Here is a 22920-nt window from a genome sequence, read left to right on the forward strand (position 1 = left end):
CGGCTATACCACTTCTGCGGGTTCTGTATCATCGGCATAGCGGCTCGCCATTTCTCGGACAATATCGCCTCGAGTCAGAACGCCAAGCGTCCGGTTAGCTTCATCGACGACAATCAGTCGCCGGACCTGCTTATCGTGCATCAGCTGGGCAGCATGTCGCAGCGACTGATCGGGTGGAATGGTAATCGCTTTGGCCGTCATCACCTCAGCCACGGTCTGGCCCAGCGCCTTGTGCAGCTCTTGGTTATAGTGAGCCGGGTTCGTCAGATAGATAACGCTGTCGAGCACGACCACATAGGGCGGCAGGGTCGCCCCGGTCGTCTGCCACATCAGGTCTGCCTCAGACAGCACGCCGACGATCTGGTTGGCTTCATCCACTACCGGCAGGCCGCTTATACGATTGTCGGCTAGCAGCATGATGGCCTCTTTGATCGGAGTTTCGGGATGAACCGTCAAGGGCTTTGCGGTCATCACTTCGCCAACGGTTTTTGCCATTTTTCCTATATCGTTCAGGGTCTATATTTCATTGTAGGAAGCGAGAGTCCTGTCCCAGGCAGACTTTACAGGTCGTTACACTCCGCTAACCTTCAGCGAACGGATCACCGGGGCTGCTGTCGCCAGCCGAACAGCGCTCTCAGCAAAGCCAGAATTCGATAGGGTTAGCTAGAGATTGTTCTTTAAATTGCCCTGTGAGACCTCTTTTTCTCACAAGAAAAGGTGAATGGTCAAACCACTCACCTTCTTGCTAGCCGGAGCAAGTCTTAAATCCAGACTAAGCTGGTTCGCTGATTGGGGAGCAGGCTGCCCCACTCCCCGCAGCGTACTTTATTTGCTATCGGTCTCAGAGAACTCAGCGTCAATCACGTCGTCTTCGCCGCCGCTGGCCGCTTCGGCACCGCCTTCAGGCGCACCGGCGTCCGGGCCAGGAGCACCCATATCGGGAGCGCCCTGCTGGTAGAGGTTGCTGCTGAGGGTATAGAGCGCCTGCTGTAGCTCCGTCATGACGGACTTGATTTTGTCGAAGTCCTCGCTCGCGATCGCGTCCTTGAGGTCCTTAATCTGGCCCTCAATTTTCGTCTTCTCGTCAGCCGGGACCTTGTCACCCAGCTCAGCAATTTGCTTCTCAGCCTGGTAGGCGAGGGAGTCGGCCTGGTTCTTCATGTCGATCCGCTCGCGCCGCTCTTTGTCGGCTTCAGAATTGCTCTCTGCATCTCTGACCATCTTCTCGACTTCGGTGTCGGACAGGGTAGAAGCGCCGGTGATGCTGATCGACTGCTCTTTACCGGTACCCTTATCCTTCGCCGTAACGTTAAGAATGCCGTTGGCGTCGATATCGAAGATTACCTCAATCTGAGGGACGCCTCGAGCGGCTGGGGGAATGCCGTCCAAACGGAACGTTCCCAAGCTCTTGTTGTCGCTCGACATTTCGCGCTCACCCTGGAGCACGTGAATCTCCACGTTGGTTTGGCCATCCACAGCGGTGGAGAAGACCTCAGACTTCTTGGTCGGGATAGTGGTATTCCGCGTAATTAGCTTTGTCATCACGCCACCCAGGGTTTCAACTCCCAGAGACAGCGGCGTCACGTCGAGCAGCAGAATATCCTTGACTTCACCCGCCAGAACGCCGCCCTGAATTGCCGCCCCAATCGCCACAACCTCATCCGGGTTAACGCTTTGGTTGGGGTCCTTGCCCAAGGTTCGCTTGACGATCTCTTGAACCGCTGGAATCCGGGTGGAGCCGCCCACCAGAACGACTTCATCGATGTCGCCCTTAGAAATTTTGGCATCCTTCAGCGCATTTTCAACCGGCACCCGGCAGCGGTCAATCAAGTCGGCGCAGAGCTCCTCAAACTTGGCCCGAGTCAGGGTTGTTTCTAAGTGCTTGGGACCGTCCTGAGTAGCGGTAATGAAGGGCAGGTTAACGTCGGCTTGAGTGACGCTGGAGAGCTCAATCTTGGCTTTCTCTGCCGCTTCGGTTAGCCGCTGCAAGGCCTGCTTATCCTTCCGCAGGTCAATCCCCTCCTGCTTCATGAACTCTTCGGCCAGGTAGTCTACGAGCTTCTTGTCAAAGTCGTCACCACCCAGGTGGGTGTCGCCCGAGGTGGAGAGCACCTCAAAGACGCCGTCGCCAACCTCTAGGATAGAGACGTCGAAGGTACCGCCCCCGAGGTCAAATACTAGAATGGTTTCGTTGCTCTTCTTATCCAGACCGTAGGCCAGCGCCGCTGCCGTCGGCTCGTTGATAATCCGCAGCACCTCAACTCCGGCAATCTTACCGGCGTCTTTGGTCGCCTGCCGCTGTGAGTCGTTGAAGTAAGCAGGCACGGTGATGACTGCCTGGGTCACCTTCTCACCAATGTACTTGCTGGCATCATCGACCAGCTTCCGCAGTATCTGGGCTGAGAACTCCTCAGGCGCGAACTGCTCACCGTTGGAGTTCTGCAGTTTGACGTTGCCACCGACGTTGGCCACCTTGTAGGGCACTTCCGTCGTTTCGTGGGTCACTTCATCATGACGCCGACCGATGAATCGCTTGACTGAGTAAAAGGTATTCTCAGGATTCATCACGGCCTGGCGCTTGGCAATCTGCCCAACGAGGCGATCGCCATTTTTTGCGTATGCCACGACTGAGGGCGTCGTCCGAAACCCTTCAGCGTTGGCGATGACTGTGGGCTTTCCGCCTTCCATGACGGCGACCACAGAGTTAGTGGTTCCTAAGTCGATTCCAACAACTTTTCCCATAGATTTGCTCCGGCTTGTGTAACTACTGTGTGTTTGTAAACGCTATATCTATACTGCGCAGCCAGAGCGGTTTGCTGAAGGGTGGGTTACCGAACCGGAGGGGAGTGAGGGACTAAAGGATCTCACTGTCCGTCGAAAAATCCGGCTCCGCCCTATCTCCCGCCGCCTGGTAGTCATTCTGATAGCTATCCTTGAGGCCCTCGACCAGGCCATACCGGGGCTGCCAGGCGAGGTCGGCTTTGGCCTTTTCGATTGAGGTGAAGAAGTGCTGGACTCGCATGGGAAAGGCTTTGCGCTTGCCAAAGTCGAACTGGGAAGGGTCGTAGTGGACGAGTTCGACGGAGTCGGCGGGGCGACCCATGGCGGTGGCGCAGGCGCGGGCCAGGCCGTCGAAGCTGACGGCTTTTTCGCCGGAGATGTTGTAGACCTGGCCGAGCGCTTTGGGGTTACCGAGGACGGCGGTCATGGCGGCGGCGAGGTCGGCGCAGTGGCCGAGCTGGGTCAGGGCCATGCCGCTGCCGGGAATGGGAACGGCGCGATCGCGGCTGATCCGGTCAAAGAACCAGCTTTCGATTGGGTTATAGTTCTGCGGCCCATAGATATAGACGGGGCGCACGGCGGTGAAGGGGACGCCGCACTCGGCCAGGTAGGTTTCAGTTGCGTATTTGCCCTTGTGGCGGCTCTGGGGATCGACGGCGTCGCCTTCGATGTGGGGCATCTGATCCGACTTGAGGTAAACGCCCGCCGAGCTGACGTAGACAAAATGCTCGATTTTGCCGTTAAACAGCTCCACCAGCGGCTGGGTATCGCTCAGCTCGCGGCCATTGTTATCGAAGATGGCATCGAAGGACTGGCCCTCCAATTTGGACTTGAGGGTGCTGGCGTCTTTGCGATCGCACTGAATCACCTCGACGCCCTCGGGTGCAGGTCGATTGCCCCGATTGAGCAAAACCACCTCATGCCCCTGCTCTAGCAGCTGCTGAGTCAGGTACAGCCCGATAAACCGGGTGCCGCCCATAATCAAAATTCGCATTTTCCCTGGTCCTCTCAGTCGTTCTCCTTAGTTTATAGGCATCGATCCCCAGAAGCGGGACTGACTCAAAACGGTCCTGATTACGGCTATTTATAAACAATCATTGATTTAACTTATCGGAATGATTATGTGAGCATTCACTCAAAAATAATTTTACTTTTATTTACAAAAGGCCGGGGTCAATATGTAAAATTGTGTCGCTTGGCTCGGCTAGGCCCTATCAGGCAAGGATTTCTGATAAAACCTCAGATAGGTTCTAAAACCCGCCCTGCGCTTTTTTAATGCGAGTGTCTTTACTCCAAAACGTCACAAATGTAAACATTTCATCAAGTCTGAACTGGCGCTCGCCCACATCCTACACATCCAAGCCCAGCGTCATCCCACTCGACTTCGTCCCCTGCAAAACATAGATATTGGAAAGGAGTTTAACTGCATGTTCACTCACGTCAGACCCACGGTGAGACATATCGCCCCGGCAGATCTGGGCCAGCGTTCTCTCATCAAGGTGGTCTATGTGGTGCTTGAGCCCCAGTACCAGAGCGCCCTCTCGGCGGCGGTGCGGGCGATAAATGCGAAAAATCCCCGGCTCGCCTTTGAGGTCAGCGGCTATCTGATTGAGGAGCTGCGCGATGCCGATAATTACGAAGCTTTTAAGCGGGACGTTTCCGAAGCCAATATTTTTATCGCCTCGCTGATTTTTATTGAAGACCTGGCGGAAAAGGTGGCGACGGCGGTGCAACCCCATCGGGACCGGCTAGACGCTGCCGTGGTGTTTCCCTCCATGCCCCAGGTGATGCGGCTGAATAAGCTGGGCAGCTTTTCCATGGCTCAGCTCGGCCAGTCTAAGAGCGTTATCGGCGACTTCATGAAAAAGCGCCGGAAGCAGCAGGGCAGCGGCTTTGAGGACGCCATGCTGAAGCTGCTGCGGACGCTGCCCAAGGTGCTGAAATACCTGCCGGTGGAAAAGGCGCAGGATGCCCGTAACTTTATGCTCAGCTTTCAGTACTGGCTGGGCGGTTCGCCCGATAACCTGGAAAATTTTCTGCTGATGCTGGCAGATCGCTACGTGCTTAAGGATGTGGCTGAGGGTGCTCCCCAGGCAGGCCTGGCCTATGCCGACCCGGTCACCTACCCCGACATCGGCATCTGGCATCCGATGGCGACGACCATGTTTGAGGACCTGAAGGAATACCTCAACTGGTACGACTCGCGCAGCGATATTCCTGAGATCCTGGACAATGAGGTGGCCCCCTGCGTCGGCTTAGTGATGCAGCGAACCCATCTGGTGACGGGGGATGAGGCTCACTATGTGGCGATTGTGCAGGAGCTGGAGTACTTAGGGGCGCGGGTGATCCCCGTGTTTGCAGGGGGGCTTGATTTTGCCAAGCCAGTCGAGGCTTATTTCTACGATCCTTTGGACCCCAATCAGACTATCGTCGATGCAGTGGTTTCGCTCACCGGCTTTGCACTGGTCGGCGGCCCGGCCCGACAGGATCATCCCAAGGCGATCGAAGCGCTGAAGAAGCTCAACCGTCCCTACATGGTTTCGCTACCGCTGGTCTTTCAGACGACGGAAGAATGGGAGGACAGTGATTTAGGTCTGCACCCGATCCAGGTGGCGCTGCAGATGGCAATCCCCGAGCTAGATGGAGCCATCGAGCCGATTGTGATGTCAGGACGCGACGGCATGACCGGTCGGGCGATTACGCTCCAGGACCGGGTGGAAGCGATCGCGCATCGAGCCCTGAAGTGGGCCAATTTGCGGCGTCTGCCGCGAGCTACCAAAAAGCTGGCGATTACCGTTTTCAGCTTTCCACCGGATAAGGGCAACGTGGGCACGGCGGCCTATTTAGATGTTTTCGGTTCGATTTACAAAGTCATGGAAGCAATGCAGGCCGGGGGCTACGGGGTCGAAAATCTGCCCGAGTCCGCCGCCGCGCTGATGCAGGAGGTGATCCACGACGCCCAGGCGCAGTACAACAGTCCCGAGCTGAATATTGCCCATCGCATGTCTGTACAGGAGTATGAATTTCTGACCCCCTACTCGGCCCGCCTAGAGGAAAACTGGGGGCCGCCGCCGGGCACGCTGAATACCGACGGCCAAAATCTGCTGATCTACGGCAAGGCCTTTGGCAATGTCTTTATCGGCGTGCAGCCGACCTTTGGCTACGAGGGCGACCCGATGCGGCTGCTGTTCTCCCGCTCGGCTAGCCCCCACCACGGCTTTGCCGCCTACTACACCTACCTGGAGAAAATCTGGCAGGCCGACGCGGTGCTGCACTTTGGCACCCACGGTTCGCTGGAGTTTATGCCAGGCAAGCAAATGGGTATGTCGGGCCAGTGCTACCCCGATAACCTAATTGGCAATACGCCGAACCTCTACTACTACGCGGCGAATAATCCCTCCGAGGCAACCATCGCCAAGCGCCGGGGCTATGCCGAAACGATCAGCTACCTCACCCCGCCTGCCGAAAATGCCGGACTCTATAAAGGGCTGAAGGAGCTGAGCGAGCTAATCGGCTCCTACCAAACCCTGAAAGATAGCGGTCGAGGCGTGCCAATCGCCAACGCCATTGCTGAACTCTGCCGCCAGGTCAACCTCGACCGCGACATTGACCTGCCTGAAGGCGACACCAGCGAGCTCTCGGCGGAGGCCCGCGATACCCTGGTTGGCCAGGTCTACATCAAGCTGATGGAGATCGAGTCGCGGCTGCTGCCCTGCGGCCTGCATGTGGTCGGCAAGCCGCCCAGCGCTGAAGAAGCGATCGCGACCCTGGTCAACATCGCCAGCCTGGACCGGCCTGAGGAAGAGATGAAGAGCCTACAGCGGCTAATTGCTGAGAGCATCAGTCGGAACCTGGACCAGATCTATGAGAGCAGCGATCGCGGCCATCTGAAAGATGTGCAGCTGCTCTACGACATCAACAGCGCGGTACGGGAAGCCGTGACGGCGATGGTGCAGGAGCAGACCGACGAGGAAGGCCGGGTGTCGGTTCGGTCGATGTTCCAGTCCCTGGGCTTTGGTCGGCCTAAGGACCCCTGGACGATGGCGCTGCACCGGCTGGGCTACGACGATATCGACAATGAAACGCTAAAGCCCCTGTTCGAGTACCTCCAGTTCTGCCTACAGCAGGTGGTAGCCGACAACGAGCTGAGCTCTCTGCTCAAGGCGCTAGATGGAGAATACGTGCTCCCTGGCCCCGGTGGCGACCCCATCCGCAACCCGGACGTACTGCCCACCGGCAAAAATATTCACGCCCTGGATCCACAGTCGATTCCGACCACGGCAGCGGTTCAGTCCGCCAAAATCGTCGTCGATCGGCTGCTGGAGCGACAGCGAAAGGAGAACGACGGGGCCTGGCCAGAAACCATCGCCGCCGTGCTCTGGGGAACGGACAATATCAAGACCTACGGCGAGTCCCTGGCCCAGATGATGTGGTTCGTCGGGGTCAAGCCGGTGCCCGACGCGCTGGGACGGGTAAACAAGCTAGAGCTAATTGCGCTGGAGGAGCTACGTCGGCCCCGGGTGGACGTGGTAATTAACTGCTCCGGCGTGTTCCGCGACCTGTTTGTGAACCAGATGGCACTGCTCGACAAGGCGGTAAAAATGGCGGCTGAGGCCGACGAGCCGCTGGAGATGAACTTTGTCCGCAAACATGCCCTGGCTCAGGCGGAGCAGATGAACATTTCCCTCCGCGATGCGGCCACCCGGGTGTTCTCCAACGCCTCAGGCTCCTACGCCTCTAACGTCAACCTGGCAGTCGAAAACAGCAGCTGGGAGGAGGAAGCCGAACTCCAGGAGATGTACCTGAAGCGTAAATCCTTTGCCTTCAATTCAGATAATCCCGGCCTGATGGACCAGTCCCGCGAGCTGCTGGAGTCTTCGCTGAAGACGGCGGAGGTGACGTTCCAAAACCTGGATTCGTCGGAAATCTCCCTCACAGATGTGTCCCACTATTTCGACTCCGACCCGACCAAGGTGGTCGCCAGGCTGCGGGACGACGGCAAAAAACCGGCGTCCTACGTCGCCGATACAACGACGGCCAACGCTCAGGTCAGAACCCTTTCTGAAACGGTTCGCCTCGATGCCCGGACGAAGCTGCTCAACCCCAAATGGTACGAAGGGATGCTCTCCCACGGCTATGAAGGGGTCCGGGAGGTCTCCAAGCGGCTGGTCAACACCATGGGCTGGTCGGCGACGGCGGACGCGGTGGATAACTGGGTCTACGAAGACACGAACTCTACCTTTATTCAGGACGAAGCCATGTGTAAGCGGCTGATGGACCTGAACCCCAACTCCTTCCGGCGGATGGTGACGACGCTGCTGGAGGTGAACGGTCGCGGCTACTGGGAAACCAGCGATGAGAACATCGAGCGGCTACAGTCTCTGTATGAAGAGGTCGAAAATCGGATTGAAGGGGTTGAGTAGCGGAGCATAGGTCTAGCGCAGATTGGGGCAGCTACCATTTATCATGATGAATGGTAGCTGCCGCATGGCAGGCTATTCAATCGATAAAATGCTAAGGGAACCGCTGATGAATAATCTTTTTAAACTCTGGTTAGGCGCTTTCGGAACGCTGCTGCTGCTCTGGGTCACCATCAGCTTTCTATCTTAGCCCCTAACAAAGTATCTACGTTTGGGCTTGGCAAAAGCGCGATCGCCAATCGATCTGCTCGGGCCGTTTACCCTGGCTGATAATTTCATAGGTCTGATTCTCGGCCACCGTCTCGCCCAGGCAGGCGACACAGGCGGCAGCCACATCGATCCGGCTGGTCTGACCGTTGAGGCGATCGCCCATTGCCAGCACCACGCCGAGCTTGCCGTCGGTCTTAGCCTTGAGCAGCGTATTCAGGTCGGTAGAGGTGTAGGGGCCATCGATCAGACGACCGGGGCGAAAGATGGTGTAGGGCAGACCGGACTGCCGAATCGCGGCTTCGCCCTTGTGCTTAGCATCGAGTACACCAAAGGCATTCAGCAGGCTATAGGGCAGCTGGTCTCTACGCTCGACCCCGGCAGAGGAGACAAAGACAAACCGCTGTAGACCCTCAGGCGCAGCTTGCAGGAGATGCTCGACGCCTTGGCCATCCACGACTTCGGGGCTGTTGCGGGCTTTGGCCTGGCGGTAGTCAGCATCGAGATAGATTTTGCCCCAGCTCAGCAGCTGCTCTAGCCCATTTTGCTCAGGCAGCTGAAAGTCCCAGCGGTCTGACGGCAGCGCCGTGGTACCTGTGCAGCAAATCATGTGGGTCACACCCTGGGTAGCCGCCGGTAGGGTCTCGGCTTGGCGAATGTCGCCGATAGCAACTTCAACCTGGTTTTCAAACAGCCGCCGGGCTTTCTCCGCGCTGCGGCTCAGCACACGAATTGGGTAGCCTGCCGTCAGCAGCTGCGCTACCGTAAGCTGCCCGACGCCGCCCGTCGCGCCAGCGACCAGAACAAGCGTAGAGGCAGGGTTAGGGCTCGAATCGGTCATAACGGATATAGCTGGCTAGATGGAGGCAGTAGTGGTTTGACTGGACGGGTCAACTTCATAATTCCTTGATAATTCCTTCATAATAAAGCTAAAGTTGCTTCAACCCGTTAACAGCAGGTCTAGGATTGGGAACTTTAAGCGAAACGACGATTTATCCAAATAACGCTGTGACATCACCTGTTTCAACCCTGAGTCCAGAATTGCGTTTTTATGGCTGGCTCTCCAGGCTTCCCTATCTAAAAAGCTACAAAGCCAAGATTATGGTGATTGCCTTTGTGGGCACCCATATCCCGCTGCTTGCTCTGATTATCTTCTGTTTGAGCTATTTAGTCACCATTCCAGGCGCGCTCAAGCTACAGCTCATAGGCGTCGCGCTGCTGGCAACCCTGTTTGGAACGGCAGCGGTGCTGCTGGCTTTACATAGACTTCTGGCACCCGTAGTCGCGACCTCGCGAGCCCTTCAGGTCTATGAAGAGGAGCAAATTTTACCAGACCTGCCGACCCACTTTGAAGACGAAGCGGGCAGCCTGATGGCCAGCGTTGTTTCCAGCGTACAGCGGTTAGACGAGCTAATGTACTACGTGGCGAACCATGACAATGTGACCGGGTTGCCGAATCAGATCGCGATCGCAGATCGACTACAGGCCATGCTCAACCAAACCCTGCTGCGGCAGGAACAGGTGCTAGTGCTCTACATTATGCTAGAAAATTTTAAGACGCTCAAAAACCTGATGGGCAAGGCGGTCAGCAATCAAATTTTGCAGATTGTCGCGGGCAGACTGAAAGCGCAGACCCGAAACCGTGGTCTGGTTGCCCAGCTCAGCAGCGATGAGTTTGTGCTGATTCTGACCTGCCCGGCGGGAACGGTGGTAGCGCTTGAGCAAATTCAGCACTGTATTCAGCAGCTAGCCCTACCCTGTCAGCTCAAAACGGGGCCAGTGCGGCTCAGCACTCGGATCGGGGTTGCTCGCTATCCGGTCGATAGCAGCCTGGGCGAAGATCTGATCAGTCAGGCCGCTACAGCACTACAGCAGACCACCGAAGAGCGCTACAGCAGCTACCGTTTTTACGACAGCGAAGTCAATGCGCAGCTGCAAACCCGGCTCAGGCTGGAAACCGATCTCGGCATGGCGCTAGAGCGTCAGGAACTGCTCCTATACTATCAGCCGCGAATTCAGCTGGAGACCGGTCAGCTCGTAGGCGCAGAAGCCCTGCTGCGCTGGCAGCATCCCACGTTGGGAATGGTTTTGCCCGCTGAGTTTATTCCGATTGCCGAAGAAACCGGGCTGATTTTGCCCATTGGCGAATGGGTGCTGCGAACGGCCTGCAATCAGCTAAAGCAATGGCAGAGCCAGCCACTGCCGGAGGGGTTTAAGCTATCGGTGAATCTTTCAGCTCGTCAGTTCCAGCAGCCTGACCTGGTGGAAGTCGTGCAGCAGATTTTGGCCGAGACGGCAGTCAAGGCTGCTGCTCTGGAACTTGAAGTGACCGAAAGCCTGATTATGGCCGATGTCAAAGTCACTACCGAAATGCTATCTCAGCTCCATCAGCAAGGAGTCGCCCTGGCTCTGGATGACTTTGGCACCGGCTACTCTTCGCTGGGCTATCTGCGGCAGTTTCCCTTTGATACCCTGAAAATCGATCGCTCGTTTGTCCAGGATGTAACCGAAAGCTCCGAGGCGGCTGCCGTGGTAAAAGCGATTGTAACGCTGGCTAAAAGCCTGGGGCTCGGGATAGTCGCCGAGGGAATTGAGACGCGATCGCAGCTTACTTATTTGCAAAGCCTACAATGCGACGAAGGCCAGGGCTACCACTTTGCTCGTCCAGAACCTGCTGCGGCTATAGCCCTCCGCTTTCCGCAGCCGACGTCAGTCGGATAGAAAGGTATCAGCGGCCTGATTCTGCTACCACCACTCAGCAGCGGACAATATCAACGAGGGGAGCAGATCAGCTGATCTGCTCCCCTGTGATCTATCAATAGTCTGATGGTTGGTCTGACGACTGGCTGAACCCACCTGGGTCTACTTTGCTTTGCTGGCCAAGACCTTGATTTTTGTGACTAGCGCTGATTTTAGCTTTTCGTAGTCTGTCGCAGTGCCGGAGGTCGGCTTCGGAAAAAAGTCTAGAGCGCCTGCTGACATCAGATTAAAGATGTTGTCCACATCAGACGGATGCACGGCATTGCTGACGACCAGGATAGGCCGGGGGTAGTCAGACATTACCTTTTGGGTGAACTCTAGACCATCCATTCTCGGCATTTGTAGGTCAACACAGATGACATCCGGCTTAGTCTGGGCAATGACATCGAGCCCTTGAATGCCGTCTTGAGCGGTGCCAACGACATCGACTTCAGGGGATGAATCCAGCAGCCGCTGCATAATTTCGCGGGCAACGGCAGAGTCTTCAACCAGTACAACTTTAATGGGGTTAGGCATCAAATTAGTCTCCTTAGGGTATCTAGCAGTAACGTTTGATTGAAATCACCTTTCGTCAGGTAAGCGTTGGCCCCGGCGTCAGCACCGCGCTTTCGATCTTCTTCTTTGGCCAATGTGGAAACAAGAACAACGGGCAGCTGGGCATATTCCACCTGCTGTCGAATCCGGCTGGTCAGCTCTAGCCCGGTCAGATTCGGCATTTCAATATCAGACACCACCGCGTGAAAAGCATCGAGGGTGAGCTTTTCAAAACCATCTAAACCGTCTACGGCAGCGGTGACCTCATAGCCAGCGCCTTGCAGAATGCGTTTGACCTGAGTTCGAATGGGGATAGAGTCTTCGACCAGGAGAACTTTAGGTTTCGTCGTTGCGGTCTGCATCAGCTCGGCTGGCAGTGACTGCCTACCCTGGGCCGACCGGATTAGATCCTGGGTATTGAGCACCATGCAGATTTCACCGTTGCTGAGAATAGTCGCGCCGGTGATGTTGCGGATGCGTTTCAGCAGCTTGCTTTGCGGCTTCAGGATAATATCCTGCTGCTCGATCAAAGCGTCTACCAGAAGCCCGATTTGGTCAGAGCCGACCTTTAGCACTACACAGGAGAGAGACGCGATCGCGTCCCCATCGGACTGAGCGGACAGCTCCAGCAGGTCAGACAGCCAAACCAAAGAGAGCGGCTGTCCTCGGAACGTGATCGTCGGCTTGCCATCCATAGCAAAAATGTCTGGGCGGCGAACCCGAATCATCGTCTCCACAAACTCTACCGGGATGGCGTAGCGGTTTTGGGCCACCGACACAATCAGGGCGTAAGTCGTATTCAGGCTAGTGCCTAACGTCATTCGGAACGTGCAGCCCTGACCCGGCGTTGAGTCAATTTGAATTGAGCCCTTAAGCTGCTCTACGTTGGTACGCACGACGTCTAAACCCACTCCGCGCCCTGACAGCTCGGTAACGGTGGTGCGGGTAGAAAAACCGGGCTCAAAAATTAAGGCTTGAATCTGACCTGACGTCATTCGGTCTATCTCCGCCTGACTGTAGAGCCCTCGGCGGATAGCGGTGTGCTTAATCTTGCCCAAATTCAGGCCGCGTCCGTCATCAATCAGCTCGATGCAGATACTGCTGCCCATTTGGTAGCCCCGCAGCTTAAGAGCGGCCTGGGCCGGTTTATTCGCCGCTAGGCGTTCGGCCAAGGGTTCAATCCCGTGGTCAATCGCATTGCGAATTAAATGGGTGAGCGGCGCTTTCATCTCTTCCAAAATTCGCTTGTCTGCCAGCGTTTCGCCTCCTTCAATCACAAAATCGATGTCTTTGTCCTGGTCCTTGGCCAGATCCCGGACGAGTCGAGGGAATAGGCTAAACAGGCTGGATAGGGGCAGCATTCGCAGCTTTAGAATGCCGGATTCGAGCTCATTAGAGACGGTTTCCAGGCGAGCCGTATCGGCGGCGGCGGCACTGTGCAGCTGCTGGATCAGTTCACCAAACTGATCTAAACGGCTGTCGTGGCCCTGCTGGGCCACCTGGAGTGGCGCTAGAAGGACGGGATCAATCTGCTGCGCTAGCTGGTCAAGAACTTTGTGCTGCTTCAAATTTTCTTGAGACCAGGTCTCCCACAGGTTCAGCACCTGGGTAATGTCATCCATTCGTCGAGCAATTCGCAGCTTTGTTACGGCAAGCTCTCCAGCCTGGGTCATGAGCTGATCCAGCTTGGGTGCCGCAACCCGAATGGTATCAATTTGATGGGTCTCTACTAGCCGTTCGGGGGGTAGCTCTGTTGGCGCAGTGGCGGGCTGATGGCCCTTGGCAGCGGGCTCTGGTGAGGGGTGCTGGCCGTTTGTAGTTAGGGTTGCTGGAGCTGAATTCAGCTTGCCGCTGAGCTCAGCAGCGAGTTCTGGATCGAGTTTAGAGAGATCCAACCCAGCTGGCACATAGGGCGGGTCAGTCGCTAGCGCACCAAAGTTAGCTAGGGCAGGTGCGCCGTCTTCGTCATAATCGACTAGCTCCAGGTTTGATTCCTTGGCCTTAGCATGTTTCTCGGCGAGCTGGTCGGGACTTTCTTCGCAGCCCGTTAGCTGAACTAAGACGCGGAAAAGCTTCACGCCTGAGGGCTCGTCAGTGACGGCTTCATGCGCTATTTTTCGAACTGCATCCAGTCCTTTGTAGATGCGATCGCACAGCTCTGCGGTCACCGCTAGCTGGCTTTGCTCTATCCCGATCAGCAGCTCTTCTATCTGGTGGACGAGGGTTTCGGCATCCTCTACGCCCAGCATCCGGGAATCTCCCTTAAGCGAATGGGCCTCACGCAGCAGCAGCTTGAGCTGATTGGCGTCCTTTGGATGCTTCTCAAGGTGCAGTATGCCCGCTTCAAGCTTGTCTAAATGCTCCTGACTGGCATCTCGGTAAAGATCACGGAGTTCTTCATCTTCGATGAACATGGCTTTAAGGATGTGCTTAGGGAACTAAATGAGGAAATGCGACAGGGGGAGAGGAGCCTCCTCCCCTGCACCAGTTAAACCGTGACCTGAAGCTGCCTTGCGACGTCCTTGAGTTCGTCTGTTGAAGACTTCACCTGAGAAACGACCGTAGCTGTTTCCTGAGCGCCCAAATTAATCGCGTTCATGGCTGATACGGCCTGCTGCACACCAACAGCCTGCTGCTTTGAAGTCGAGGCAATCTGTTGACTGGCAATCGACACCTCATTAACGGCTTCTGCGATTTCCTGGAACACTGCCAGAATATTTTCGGTCAACTCAATCCCGGCTGCCGCCGTTTTGTTTCCCTCATCTGTCACCATTACAGTGCTGTTAATAGAGCTCTGAATCTCGCCAACTAGCGTACTAATTTTGTTGGCAGAACCCCGGCTCTGGTCGGCCAGCTTACGAATTTCTCCGGCAACCACCGCAAAGCCCTTGCCCTGTTCCCCCGCTCGAGCCGCTTCTACCGCCGCGTTCAGCGCCAGCATGTTCGTCTGGTCGGCGACGTCAGCCACCAGCTTAGATACGGTATAAATTTGGTCAGTTTGCTCACTCAGCTGCATAATTTTTTCGGCAATGTCCTCGACCTTAGCGCGTAGGGTGGCAATTCCATCCAGGGTTTCTCGTACGGCTAAGCGTCCGTTCTCTGAGAGATCAAGCGCCTGTTTGGCACTTGCCGCAGAGGCATTAGCCTGGTGAGCGGCCTGCATCGAAGAGGCCCCGAGCTCTTCAACGGTGGTCGTCGTCTGTGTCACAGAAGCCGTCTGATCGGTCACGATTCGGCTCTGATCTTCTAGCGTGGTCGCAATTTGAGTAGAGCCATCCGCTACGCTATTGGCAGCGGTCTGCAAGGTTTTAGAAGCTTGCTGAACGGTCCAAAAGATAAATGCTAATACGCCTAGCTCCAGGAGTAAAATAGCCCCTTGAGTAAACTGGGTGCGACGAACGTTGGCCGTCGATATATTCTCTGCGGCAAATACCGCGTCATTTGTCAGTTCGAAGTAGGCTTCACTTTCGGCAATCAGCTGGGGCAGTACGGCAGGGTTTTGACGGTACGCTGCAATAGTTTGCTTGAGGTTTTGCCAAGCATCGTTGACCAGCGTAATTTTTTCGAGATACTTAGCGTCCGTAGCTCTTGGCAAGTCTAGTTCGGGGTTACCGTTGATTAAACCATCAACTAACCCATCGAGCTTACCAATTAGCTCGTCGCTTGGTGTGCCATTGGTCTCCAGCTTGACCAGCCGCTGGGTAGCGCCTCGCACAATACCAGATTTATTGATTACGCTACCGTCTAGTACAGTTCTATTCACTTCGAGAAACTCGATGACAGTTGTCAGTGCTGCAAAAGCGGCCAGACCGGCAACCGTCCATCGTAGCTGATTAGTAATTTTCATGATGTGACTCCAGTTAGGAAATAGGATTGAAGGGTTTAAGCGTGGTCTGGATGACTGAATGACTAAGCGGCCTGACTGACCATCTGCCGATCGGTAGAGAGCAGAGCAGGTAAATTGAGAATGCTCAAAACTTTATCGTTGTAGCGAACCGTGCCCTGTAGATAGCTAATTGTTGAACTAGCCGCTGGAACTGGCATCACCTCAGCCGGGGAGAGATTGATAACATCGAGCACGGCATCTACTAGAATGCCCGCTACGATGTCATCAATCTCCACCACAATGGCCTTGGCCGCTGCTTTGGCAGGGGTTTGGGTCAATGCCGTACGGATATCTGCTAGCACCATAATGTCGCCGCGCAGGTTTATATTGCCCAAAATGTATGTTGGCGCGCAGGGAATTGGCGTCACCTGCTGCACATTGATAAATTCGCGGATTGAAGCCAGCTCTATGGCAAAGTAGGCTTTGTCAAGACCAATGACAGCTAAAGACAGTTGAACAGTGCTGTCAGCTGCTTCTAGGGGTGGGTGTAGCGCCTCAGCCCGTTGCCGAAAAGCGGCCTGCTCAGCTGGGGTTGCTTTTGGACAGTACAGGTCATAGAAGTTAGAACCGCCTCGCTCGCTGGCAATTTGGTGCCAGGCTGCCGGGAGCGCTGCTGCCGGACTATCGGTCTTAGTGCCCAGTTCCGATTTTGAAACTAGCAGGGCTACCTCATCAGCCTGCCGAATCAGCGTTTCGGGATTCAGTAAAATCGCTAGCTGGTCTCCCAGTTTAGCGATACCAGCGACAAAAGCGGTGTTAATTTGTTCCAGCCGTCCATAGTCTGGGGCTGCTTCTCGAATGACTGCTTGGACATCCAGTACCTGATGAACCAATAAGCCCACCTGAATTCCCTGCCACTCGATCACAATAATGCTATCGCTGATTTGACAAGGCCGCATAGGCTGCCCCAACCGGAGATCGAGATGCATCACCGGGAGCAGCTTTCCACGCCAGTTTAGGCTGCCAACAATATCCTTTGGAGCATCGGCGAGTATCGTCAGCTCTGGCAGCGGAAAAATTTCTCGCACGTGCTGAGCTTCAAGGCCATAGATCGACTCACCATGGCGAAATATTAAACAGAACTGATTATCTATCTCCATCGGTCTAAGCCATTCCAACAAACAATATTACAGGCGGTATTAGCAGACAAGATAAAGGATCAATAGTCGCTGGGTTAGCAGCTTAAAATTTTACAGTTTTTAGAACGTATTTATCAATTACCTCAAGCATTTTTTCTCGCTCGATTGGCTTAGTCAGGTAGTAGGTAGACCCAGCCATCTGCCCTTTAATCTTGTTGAACATGCCGTCTTTTGCAGTTAGCATAATTACTGGCAAATCGCGGAATTTACCGATACTGCGAATGGTACGGCAGAGCTCTAAACCATCAATATCAGGCATGGTGACATCTAATAGCATCAACGATACTTTTTGTCGGTTTAGGATATTGAGGGCATCTACAGCATTGTTAGCTAATACGACCTGATAGCGATCGCTAATAGCTCGCTTAATCATGGTTTGCACGACCGAGCTATCATCAACGCTGAGCACAATTGGTCGTTCTAAATCATTCGAAATTTCTACCGGATCCTGAGCAGAGCTACCACAAGTAATCAGGCCCTTCTTAGCCCATTTGTAATAGAGCTGAGCCAGCTTGAGCTGATCTTTTTCAATTGCGGTAGCAATATCAGCTATTGCATTTTGACCATCTACCCACTGCTGCAAATGTTTAGCAACAACGGCATCAGCCTGGTCGCTCTTCAATACCTGAGGAATAGCCTCAAACGACGGAATGACTGGCTTGAGGGCTGCCCACTGCTGTTGCCGCTGGTCATAAACCGGTCGCAGGTCAGACCAGCTAAATCCAGGCTGAGATTGGCTATAGTAAAGGTCAAACGGTGCATCAGGCGCAAAGGATATGGTGCCTTCATAGGGAATCAGCTGCTCAAGATTGCTTAGCAGCTTAGTCTCCATGAAAGTTTTGACATCCTGCCACTGAAATAGGTCGAGCCGGACAAAAAGGTCTAGATAGTCCCGGATTGAGTCGGGATGGGGCATCTTTTTGTTAGCGAGCTGAATGGCTGAGGCCATCACCTGGAGTTTGAAACTTCGACCGAGCAGCACTGCTAGCTCGCGAGCCGTCATCAGCCCCGCACCCGCATAGGTTGCACAGCCTTCGTAAAAAGTTACCGTTCGTTCCCTGAGCTGGCCCTGCGGTGAGACCTTAACTTGGATACTAGCCGCTCCGCTAAATTTTTGAAGCTTCAGGTTGTCAATAAAATATGGCAGCTGCTCAGACTTAAACTCTTGCACTCTCTTTGCCCTCCCTGTCATCACTAAATGTACTTACACCGGGATGCGACCCATCCGAGCTCAGCAGCTCTATCGCTGCTGAATAGGCATATTCCTTCTATCCGAGGTATAGAAGACAATTCTTTCAACTTTTGCTGAGCACGCGACCGGTTATAGAGCAAGCTGCTTGAGAGCAAACTACTTGATGAATAGGTCAAGTCATCGCTGCATTCACGTACTGATTCAGGATTCCCTAAAATGCGGGCGAATAATACACCGTCCCAAAGTTGACCTGTACTATGGTGTCAGCCTGACTTAGAGATTACAGTCCCAGTCAATTCTATGAATTTTTTACTCAGAAGCTTATCCCCAGGTCAGCGGCTTCCAGCCGGCGCCGTTCGGCAGTCGCTGCCCTGGGTGATGATTTCTGCCGGGCTGCTATTTCGGCTGATCCAGTACGGGGCCAACCGATCGCTGTGGGCGGATGAGGCGACCCTGGCCCTCAACATTGTCAACCGCTCGTTTTCGGAATTGATGCAGCCTTTGGACTATCAGCAAGCGGCCCCGGTTGGGTTTTTGATGGTCGAGAAGCTAGCGATTGAGCTGCTGGGGAATCATGAATATGCGCTGCGGCTATTTCCCTTGGCATCGGGAATTGCCTCACTATTTCTATTCTATGCACTGGCTAAACGCTGCCTGTCAGCCAGAGTGCTGCCCGTTGCCCTAGGGCTGTTCGCCACCCTGCCATCGCTGATTTACTTCAGCTCGGAAGTGAAGCAGTATGCCAGCGATGTCGCGATCGCGCTACTGGCCTGGCTGATTGTCGTTCACCTGAGCCGTCAGAAATCAATATTCCTAAGCCAAATCGGGCTCTACGGCCTGCTGGGAGCGGTGCTGATCTGGTTTTCCCATCCCGTCGTATTTGTGCTGGCCGGGACGGGGCTGAGCACCGTTCTAATCAGCTGGGTCAATCATCAGCGGACTCGGATTAAATCCCTGCTGGCGACCTACAGCTTGTGGGCGCTGAGCTTTATCGCGTTTTATGCCCTATTGCTAGCACCGCTCAGCAGCCGCGATGACCTGACGACCTCTTTTGTGGGTCATGGTGGGTTTCCCGCATCGCCTTTATACATCATTCCCTGGCTGTTTTTTGCCGTTGGCAAGTTCTTCTATAAGCCCTTGGGATTTCCCATTCCCCTGGCGGTCGTTGCCCTAGTCGCCTTTGGTTTCGGCTATCGTTCTCTTTATCAAAAGAACAGATCTGCTTTGCTGCTGCTTCTGTCTCCAGTCCTAGCAACCTTGGCAGCTGCCATCCTACAACAGTATCCCTTTCACCAGCGGCTGGTGCTCTTTCTCACCCCCTTTGTCACGGTGCTCATTGCCGAAGGAGCCGTCCAGATCTATCACAAAGCTAGCGCTAAAGGACTTTCCTGGCTGGGCGGCCTGTTTTTAGCCCTGCTGTTTGCCTATCCGGTAATGACTGCGGGGGCCTTACTGGTTGAGCCTAACTGGCGTGAGGAGATCAGGCCCGTCATCCAGTATGTGGAAGAACATCGGCAGCCGGGAGACCTGATCTACGTCTATCAGCGGGGAGAATATCAGTTTAAGTACTATGCCCAACGGTATGGCTATTCGCCAGAAGACTATATTATTGGCGTCGATGACCTAGACAGCGAAGACGGCTACGGCCTTTCAGAACAGGAAGCCCAGCGCTACCGGGCGGACCTAGACCAGCTACAGGGATCGCGAGTGTGGATTATTTTCTCGCATATCGCTCAGGTCGCTGACGAAACCGGGCTAGTTGAGGCTCGTCTAAACCAGCTTGGCGATCGCATAGACGGCTTCTACCGACCGGGGGCCTATGCCCTGCTGTACGACTTGAGCCAATAGCTGAGGTTCTGGTAGCGTGGCGCCATGTTAGGAAGCATCATCTGGATTTTACTGGCGGGCTTTTTTGCCGGGCAGATGGCTCGACGGCTGCAGGCCCCCGCGCTGGTCGGTATGGTGCTAGCGGGCATTGCGCTGGGGCCCCACGCAGGGAATTTGCTCAGCCCCGGCGTGCTGGAGTCGGCTGACTCACTGCGCACCATCGCCGTGATGGTGATTCTAATGAAGGCGGGACTGGGACTCGACCGTGAAAAGCTGGCTCAGCAGGGTTCTGTGGCGCTAAGACTGGGCTTTTTACCGGCGGCGGGAGAAGCGATCGCGGTGGCGCTGGCCGCCATCTGGCTATTCCAGTTCGATATTGCTACCGGCCTGCTGCTGGGCTGCGTGCTGGGGGCCGAATCTCCGGCGGTGATTGTGCCGGGGATGCTGCGGTTGAAAAGCCTGGGCTGGGGGGTAAAGAAGGGCATTCCCGACGCTATCTTGACCGGCAGTACCCTGTCTGACGTGCTGCTGCTGCTGGTGTTTAGCCTGCTGCTGGCGTTTCTCTCGCAGGGAGCAGCCGCAGGAATGACGCTGCCGGGTGGGATTTTGCTGAGTCCGGTGCAGCTGCTGCCGGTGCAGGTCATCGCTCAGATTGTCCTAGGGATACTGCTGGGATGGGTGACAGCTCGTCTGCTGGGGTTGCTGCTGGCCAGACAGAGCTGGAACGCGGTTCAGGATGTTCTAGTAGCGGCGGCAGTGGCCCTGGGGCTGGTGGTTTTGGCAGGAAATTTTCCCATTTTTTCGGGCTATCTGGCGGTCATGGCCACCGGTTTTTTTCTGATTGAGCTGAATGCACCGCTGGCGCGACGGCTGCGCGGCGGCTTTGACAGCCTGTGGGTAATTGCCGAGATTGTTTTATTTGTGCTGATGGGCACGAGTATTCAGCTGACTATTCTGGCAGAACAGCTGCTGGTAGGGCTGCTGGTGCTGGCTATCGGCACTCTAATTGGGCGATCGCTGGGCTGGTATCTGGCTACCCTGGGGAGCAACTGGAGCTGGAAAGAGCGGCTCTTTTTGCTGCCGGGAAATTCTGCTAAAGCGACCGTACAGGCAGCGATTGGGGCGATTCCCCTGGCCCAGGGCATCGACGGTGGCGAAACAATTCTGGCACTGGCGGCGCTGTCGATTTTGATAACGGCACCTTTGGGGGCCTGGGCGATTCCTACCTTTGCGCCCAGGCTGCTGGAACGCGGCGAGGTAGACCCAACTAAGGTTTCGGTTTCCCGTTCGGTTGTCTTGCTGGCTGCCGTGGATACCTCTTCTCTAGCCAAACCGGTTTTAACCAAGGTCGCCGAGCTGGCCCGGCGCAGCGATGCCAAAGTCGTAGTGCTCCATGTGCTCAGAGATGAAGACGCTACCAGCGTGGAATCGCTCCGCGATCAGACCCAGCGGCTGCTAGCCGACATTCGCCATCGGTTTGTCACGGCCTCGGGCTCAGTGCCTGAAGCGATCCTCAGGGCGGCTCAGGACTATAGAGCGGCTGAAATTGTCATGGGCAAGCGCGGCCATCGTTCCTTAAACGAAGCTCTGGTTGGGTCGATCTCCCAGGCGGTGCTGGAGGCCAGCCCGCTGCCCGTGGTCGTGGTGGAGGCCGACTCGATGGCAGAACCCCGTCCCTAACCCGGTGGAGAACAATTAAACTAAAGCTATTGCTCGGAGACGGACAACGGTTAAACTGATGTACTAACTCGCTTCAAATCACTAGACGATCGCTAATCGGAGCAATTGAAGGTTTGCCCAATTCTCTGCCAATTTCCTGACCGCCAGCGCCAAAACAGAAGCGAACTTAATGTCAGAGTAAATAGGATTGCAGCAAGCCATTCGCCCAAAACACCCCATCCCAGCTGCGGCAAGAAATCGACTAATCCTTCCTCTTGCCCGAACGTCAGGATGTGAGTTAATGGCACAAAACCGAGCCAGCTAAAGAGAATAGCAAATAGGCTAGGTCGCTTCACATCTCCAGTTCCCTGGAGGCAAAAGGCGCTGCTAATACTCAAAGCATTGAAGACGTTATAAACTATCGCCAGCCATAGCAAAGTTTGACTCAATGATGTGACCGCCACAGCCTGCGGATCGGCTGTAGCTATAAAGAGTGGAACGAGCCAATGTCCGTTGAGAGCTAATAGTGCGCTCACTACGAAGGTATACAAAATACAGAGCGCGATCGCCACATTTCCCAGGCGTTTGGCCCAATACATGTTTCCGGCTCCAATTGACTGTCCCACTAGTGTTGTTCCCGCTTGCGCGATCCCCAATGTCGGCATGTATGCTGTTGAAATGAGCATCATAACAATTTGAGTTGCAGCCCCTTCTATCACACCTAACTTGACCTGCATGATTTGAAATAACGCCACTCCGGTCAGATCTGAGGTCATTAGAAGCCCAAGAGGAACACCAAGCATGAACAGGTAGCGAATCGCGTGCCAGTGGGGCCACCAAACCCGGTGAGACTGAAACTGCTTACAAATTTTACGGTTGAGAAAGATTTTTAGAAGAAGCACCATTCCGATTAGTAGTGAGAGAGTGGTTGCCCATGCTGCTCCTGTCATACCCCAACCCAGTCGAAACATGAACCATTCATTTAGAACAATATTGACCACCACAATGGCGATTGCAACCCATAGTGTAATTACGGGTTTTCCGATACCATTCTCACGGTTCGCTGAAATTATAGGAAAGAAAAGCGAATTGCCATAATGAAGCGTGGAATACCCTGAGGCATAGCACCTATGGCGCAGCTAATCGCTAATGAACGAGTCGATGATATCCCGCTGCTATTGAGTCAGATGGGACAGCTAAAGCTGAGCGAGCTGGCCGATGAGCACTTCGAGCGCCATGGGAACTGGCAAGGGTTGAGTCTAGGTAAGGCTTTGTTGCACAAATCGTTCGATAGGCAGTTGTGATGAGCAAGAATGAATCGATACGGTTGAGATAATAGTCGAAGTAAGGGAGAGCATGAAAAGCCGCTACCGCATCTGCAACTGGTCAGAGTATCATGCCGCCTTGGAGGCCCGAGGGAGCCTGACCGTTTGGATAGATGAAGGGGTGCTGAGCGCCTGGAAGAACAAGCAAAAGACTGGCAAGCGAGGCGCGTCGAATACCTACAGTGACCTA

The 22920-nt window shown here is 54.9% G+C and carries 15 protein-coding genes and 1 pseudogene; 6 read left to right on the plus strand and 10 right to left on the minus strand.

What is annotated here, in order from left to right; translation table 11 throughout:
• Nucleotides 1-3: 3 nt before the first annotated feature.
• From IQ241_RS19070 to IQ241_RS19080, 3 genes are all read right to left on the minus strand, one after another.
• Complete coding sequence (locus IQ241_RS19070; protein ID WP_193910264.1) at nucleotides 4-495, minus strand: CBS domain-containing protein; 492 nt, start codon at nucleotides 493-495, stop codon at nucleotides 4-6.
• 330 nt (nucleotides 496-825) lie between these two features.
• Nucleotides 826-2742: a molecular chaperone DnaK gene (gene dnaK / locus IQ241_RS19075; protein WP_193910266.1), complete on the minus strand. Its 1917-nt coding sequence runs from the start codon at nucleotides 2740-2742 to the stop codon at nucleotides 826-828.
• A gap of 112 nt (nucleotides 2743-2854) precedes the next feature.
• Nucleotides 2855-3775 (minus strand): NAD-dependent epimerase/dehydratase family protein, encoded by a 921-nt coding sequence (locus IQ241_RS19080; RefSeq protein WP_193910268.1) that lies wholly within the window; start codon nucleotides 3773-3775, stop codon nucleotides 2855-2857.
• A gap of 433 nt (nucleotides 3776-4208) precedes the next feature.
• Here IQ241_RS19080 and IQ241_RS19085 point away from each other — a divergent pair, with 433 nt between their 5' ends.
• Nucleotides 4209-8204 carry a magnesium chelatase subunit H gene (locus tag IQ241_RS19085; RefSeq protein ID WP_193910270.1) on the plus strand — a complete coding sequence of 1332 codons (3996 nt, stop codon included), beginning with the start codon at nucleotides 4209-4211 and terminating at the stop codon, nucleotides 8202-8204.
• A 202-nt stretch (nucleotides 8205-8406) separates the two neighbouring features.
• Here the strand turns inward: IQ241_RS19085 and IQ241_RS19090 are convergent, their stop codons facing one another.
• Entirely contained in the window at nucleotides 8407-9249 is an 843-nt protein-coding gene (locus IQ241_RS19090; RefSeq protein ID WP_193910272.1) for an SDR family oxidoreductase, read from the minus strand.
• A 167-nt stretch (nucleotides 9250-9416) separates the two neighbouring features.
• Here IQ241_RS19090 and IQ241_RS19095 point away from each other — a divergent pair, with 167 nt between their 5' ends.
• A complete protein-coding gene (locus IQ241_RS19095; protein WP_193910274.1) occupies nucleotides 9417-11129 on the plus strand; it encodes a putative bifunctional diguanylate cyclase/phosphodiesterase in 1713 nt (570 codons plus the stop codon).
• Nucleotides 11130-11270: 141 nt separating this feature from the next.
• On the opposite strand, the gene IQ241_RS19100 is transcribed toward IQ241_RS19095, so the two are convergent.
• From IQ241_RS19100 to IQ241_RS19120, 5 genes are all read right to left on the minus strand, one after another.
• Nucleotides 11271-11684 carry a response regulator gene (locus tag IQ241_RS19100; RefSeq protein ID WP_193910276.1) on the minus strand — a complete coding sequence of 138 codons (414 nt, stop codon included), beginning with the start codon at nucleotides 11682-11684 and terminating at the stop codon, nucleotides 11271-11273.
• On the minus strand, nucleotides 11684-14116 hold the full coding sequence (locus IQ241_RS19105; protein WP_193910278.1) for a hybrid sensor histidine kinase/response regulator: 2433 nt from the start codon (nucleotides 14114-14116) through the stop codon (nucleotides 11684-11686). The genes IQ241_RS19100 and IQ241_RS19105 overlap by 1 nt, the downstream gene beginning before the upstream one ends.
• A 74-nt stretch (nucleotides 14117-14190) precedes the next feature.
• On the minus strand, nucleotides 14191-15549 hold the full coding sequence (locus IQ241_RS19110) for a methyl-accepting chemotaxis protein (RefSeq protein ID WP_193910280.1): 1359 nt from the start codon (nucleotides 15547-15549) through the stop codon (nucleotides 14191-14193).
• A gap of 62 nt (nucleotides 15550-15611) precedes the next feature.
• Complete coding sequence (locus tag IQ241_RS19115) at nucleotides 15612-16688, minus strand: chemotaxis protein CheW (RefSeq protein ID WP_193910282.1); 1077 nt, start codon at nucleotides 16686-16688, stop codon at nucleotides 15612-15614.
• Between the two features lie 82 nt (nucleotides 16689-16770).
• On the minus strand, nucleotides 16771-17559 hold the full coding sequence (locus IQ241_RS19120; protein ID WP_193910284.1) for a response regulator: 789 nt from the start codon (nucleotides 17557-17559) through the stop codon (nucleotides 16771-16773).
• A gap of 660 nt (nucleotides 17560-18219) precedes the next feature.
• On the opposite strand from IQ241_RS19120, the gene IQ241_RS19125 reads away from it, so the two are divergent.
• Both IQ241_RS19125 and IQ241_RS19130 read left to right on the plus strand, forming a co-directional pair.
• Nucleotides 18220-19767 (plus strand): glycosyltransferase family 39 protein, encoded by a 1548-nt coding sequence (locus IQ241_RS19125; RefSeq protein WP_193910286.1) that lies wholly within the window; start codon nucleotides 18220-18222, stop codon nucleotides 19765-19767.
• 24 nt (nucleotides 19768-19791) lie between these two features.
• Nucleotides 19792-21426 (plus strand): cation:proton antiporter, encoded by a 1635-nt coding sequence (locus IQ241_RS19130; protein WP_193910288.1) that lies wholly within the window; start codon nucleotides 19792-19794, stop codon nucleotides 21424-21426.
• Nucleotides 21427-21518: 92 nt separating this feature from the next.
• Here the strand turns inward: IQ241_RS19130 and IQ241_RS19135 are convergent, their stop codons facing one another.
• On the minus strand, nucleotides 21519-22409 hold the full coding sequence (locus tag IQ241_RS19135; protein ID WP_449369319.1) for an MATE family efflux transporter: 891 nt from the start codon (nucleotides 22407-22409) through the stop codon (nucleotides 21519-21521).
• Nucleotides 22410-22535: 126 nt separating this feature from the next.
• Here IQ241_RS19135 and IQ241_RS19140 point away from each other — a divergent pair, with 126 nt between their 5' ends.
• Both IQ241_RS19140 and IQ241_RS19145 read left to right on the plus strand, forming a co-directional pair.
• Nucleotides 22536-22709 (plus strand): hypothetical protein, encoded by a 174-nt coding sequence (locus IQ241_RS19140; RefSeq protein ID WP_193910301.1) that lies wholly within the window; start codon nucleotides 22536-22538, stop codon nucleotides 22707-22709.
• A gap of 55 nt (nucleotides 22710-22764) precedes the next feature.
• Nucleotides 22765-22920 (plus strand): annotated as a pseudogene (locus tag IQ241_RS19145) (transposase); the annotation flags it as partial.

Source organism: Vasconcelosia minhoensis LEGE 07310 (genome assembly GCF_015207255.1).
GTDB lineage: Bacteria > Cyanobacteriota > Cyanobacteriia > Phormidesmidales > Phormidesmidaceae > Vasconcelosia > Vasconcelosia minhoensis.

What these genes read in the sequence shown, in the direction of transcription:
- IQ241_RS19085 (WP_193910270.1), top strand. Translation starts at nt 4,209, where the DNA reads ATGTTCACTCACGTCAGACCCACGGTGAGACATATCGCCCCGGCAGAT.
- IQ241_RS19130 (WP_193910288.1), top strand. Translation starts at nt 19,792, where the DNA reads ATGTTAGGAAGCATCATCTGGATTTTACTGGCGGGCTTTTTTGCCGGG.
- IQ241_RS19070 (WP_193910264.1), bottom strand. Translation starts at nt 495, where the DNA reads ATGGCAAAAACCGTTGGCGAAGTGATGACCGCAAAGCCCTTGACGGTT.
- IQ241_RS19080 (WP_193910268.1), bottom strand. Translation starts at nt 3,775, where the DNA reads ATGCGAATTTTGATTATGGGCGGCACCCGGTTTATCGGGCTGTACCTG.
- IQ241_RS19090 (WP_193910272.1), bottom strand. Translation starts at nt 9,249, where the DNA reads ATGACCGATTCGAGCCCTAACCCTGCCTCTACGCTTGTTCTGGTCGCT.
- IQ241_RS19120 (WP_193910284.1), bottom strand. Translation starts at nt 17,559, where the DNA reads ATGGAGACTAAGCTGCTAAGCAATCTTGAGCAGCTGATTCCCTATGAA.
- IQ241_RS19105 (WP_193910278.1), bottom strand. Translation starts at nt 14,116, where the DNA reads ATGTTCATCGAAGATGAAGAACTCCGTGATCTTTACCGAGATGCCAGT.
- IQ241_RS19110 (WP_193910280.1), bottom strand. Translation starts at nt 15,549, where the DNA reads ATGAAAATTACTAATCAGCTACGATGGACGGTTGCCGGTCTGGCCGCT.
- dnaK (WP_193910266.1), bottom strand. Translation starts at nt 2,742, where the DNA reads ATGGGAAAAGTTGTTGGAATCGACTTAGGAACCACTAACTCTGTGGTC.
- IQ241_RS19125 (WP_193910286.1), top strand. Translation starts at nt 18,220, where the DNA reads ATGAATTTTTTACTCAGAAGCTTATCCCCAGGTCAGCGGCTTCCAGCC.
- IQ241_RS19140 (WP_193910301.1), top strand. Translation starts at nt 22,536, where the DNA reads ATGGCGCAGCTAATCGCTAATGAACGAGTCGATGATATCCCGCTGCTA.
- IQ241_RS19115 (WP_193910282.1), bottom strand. Translation starts at nt 16,688, where the DNA reads ATGGAGATAGATAATCAGTTCTGTTTAATATTTCGCCATGGTGAGTCG.
- IQ241_RS19100 (WP_193910276.1), bottom strand. Translation starts at nt 11,684, where the DNA reads ATGCCTAACCCCATTAAAGTTGTACTGGTTGAAGACTCTGCCGTTGCC.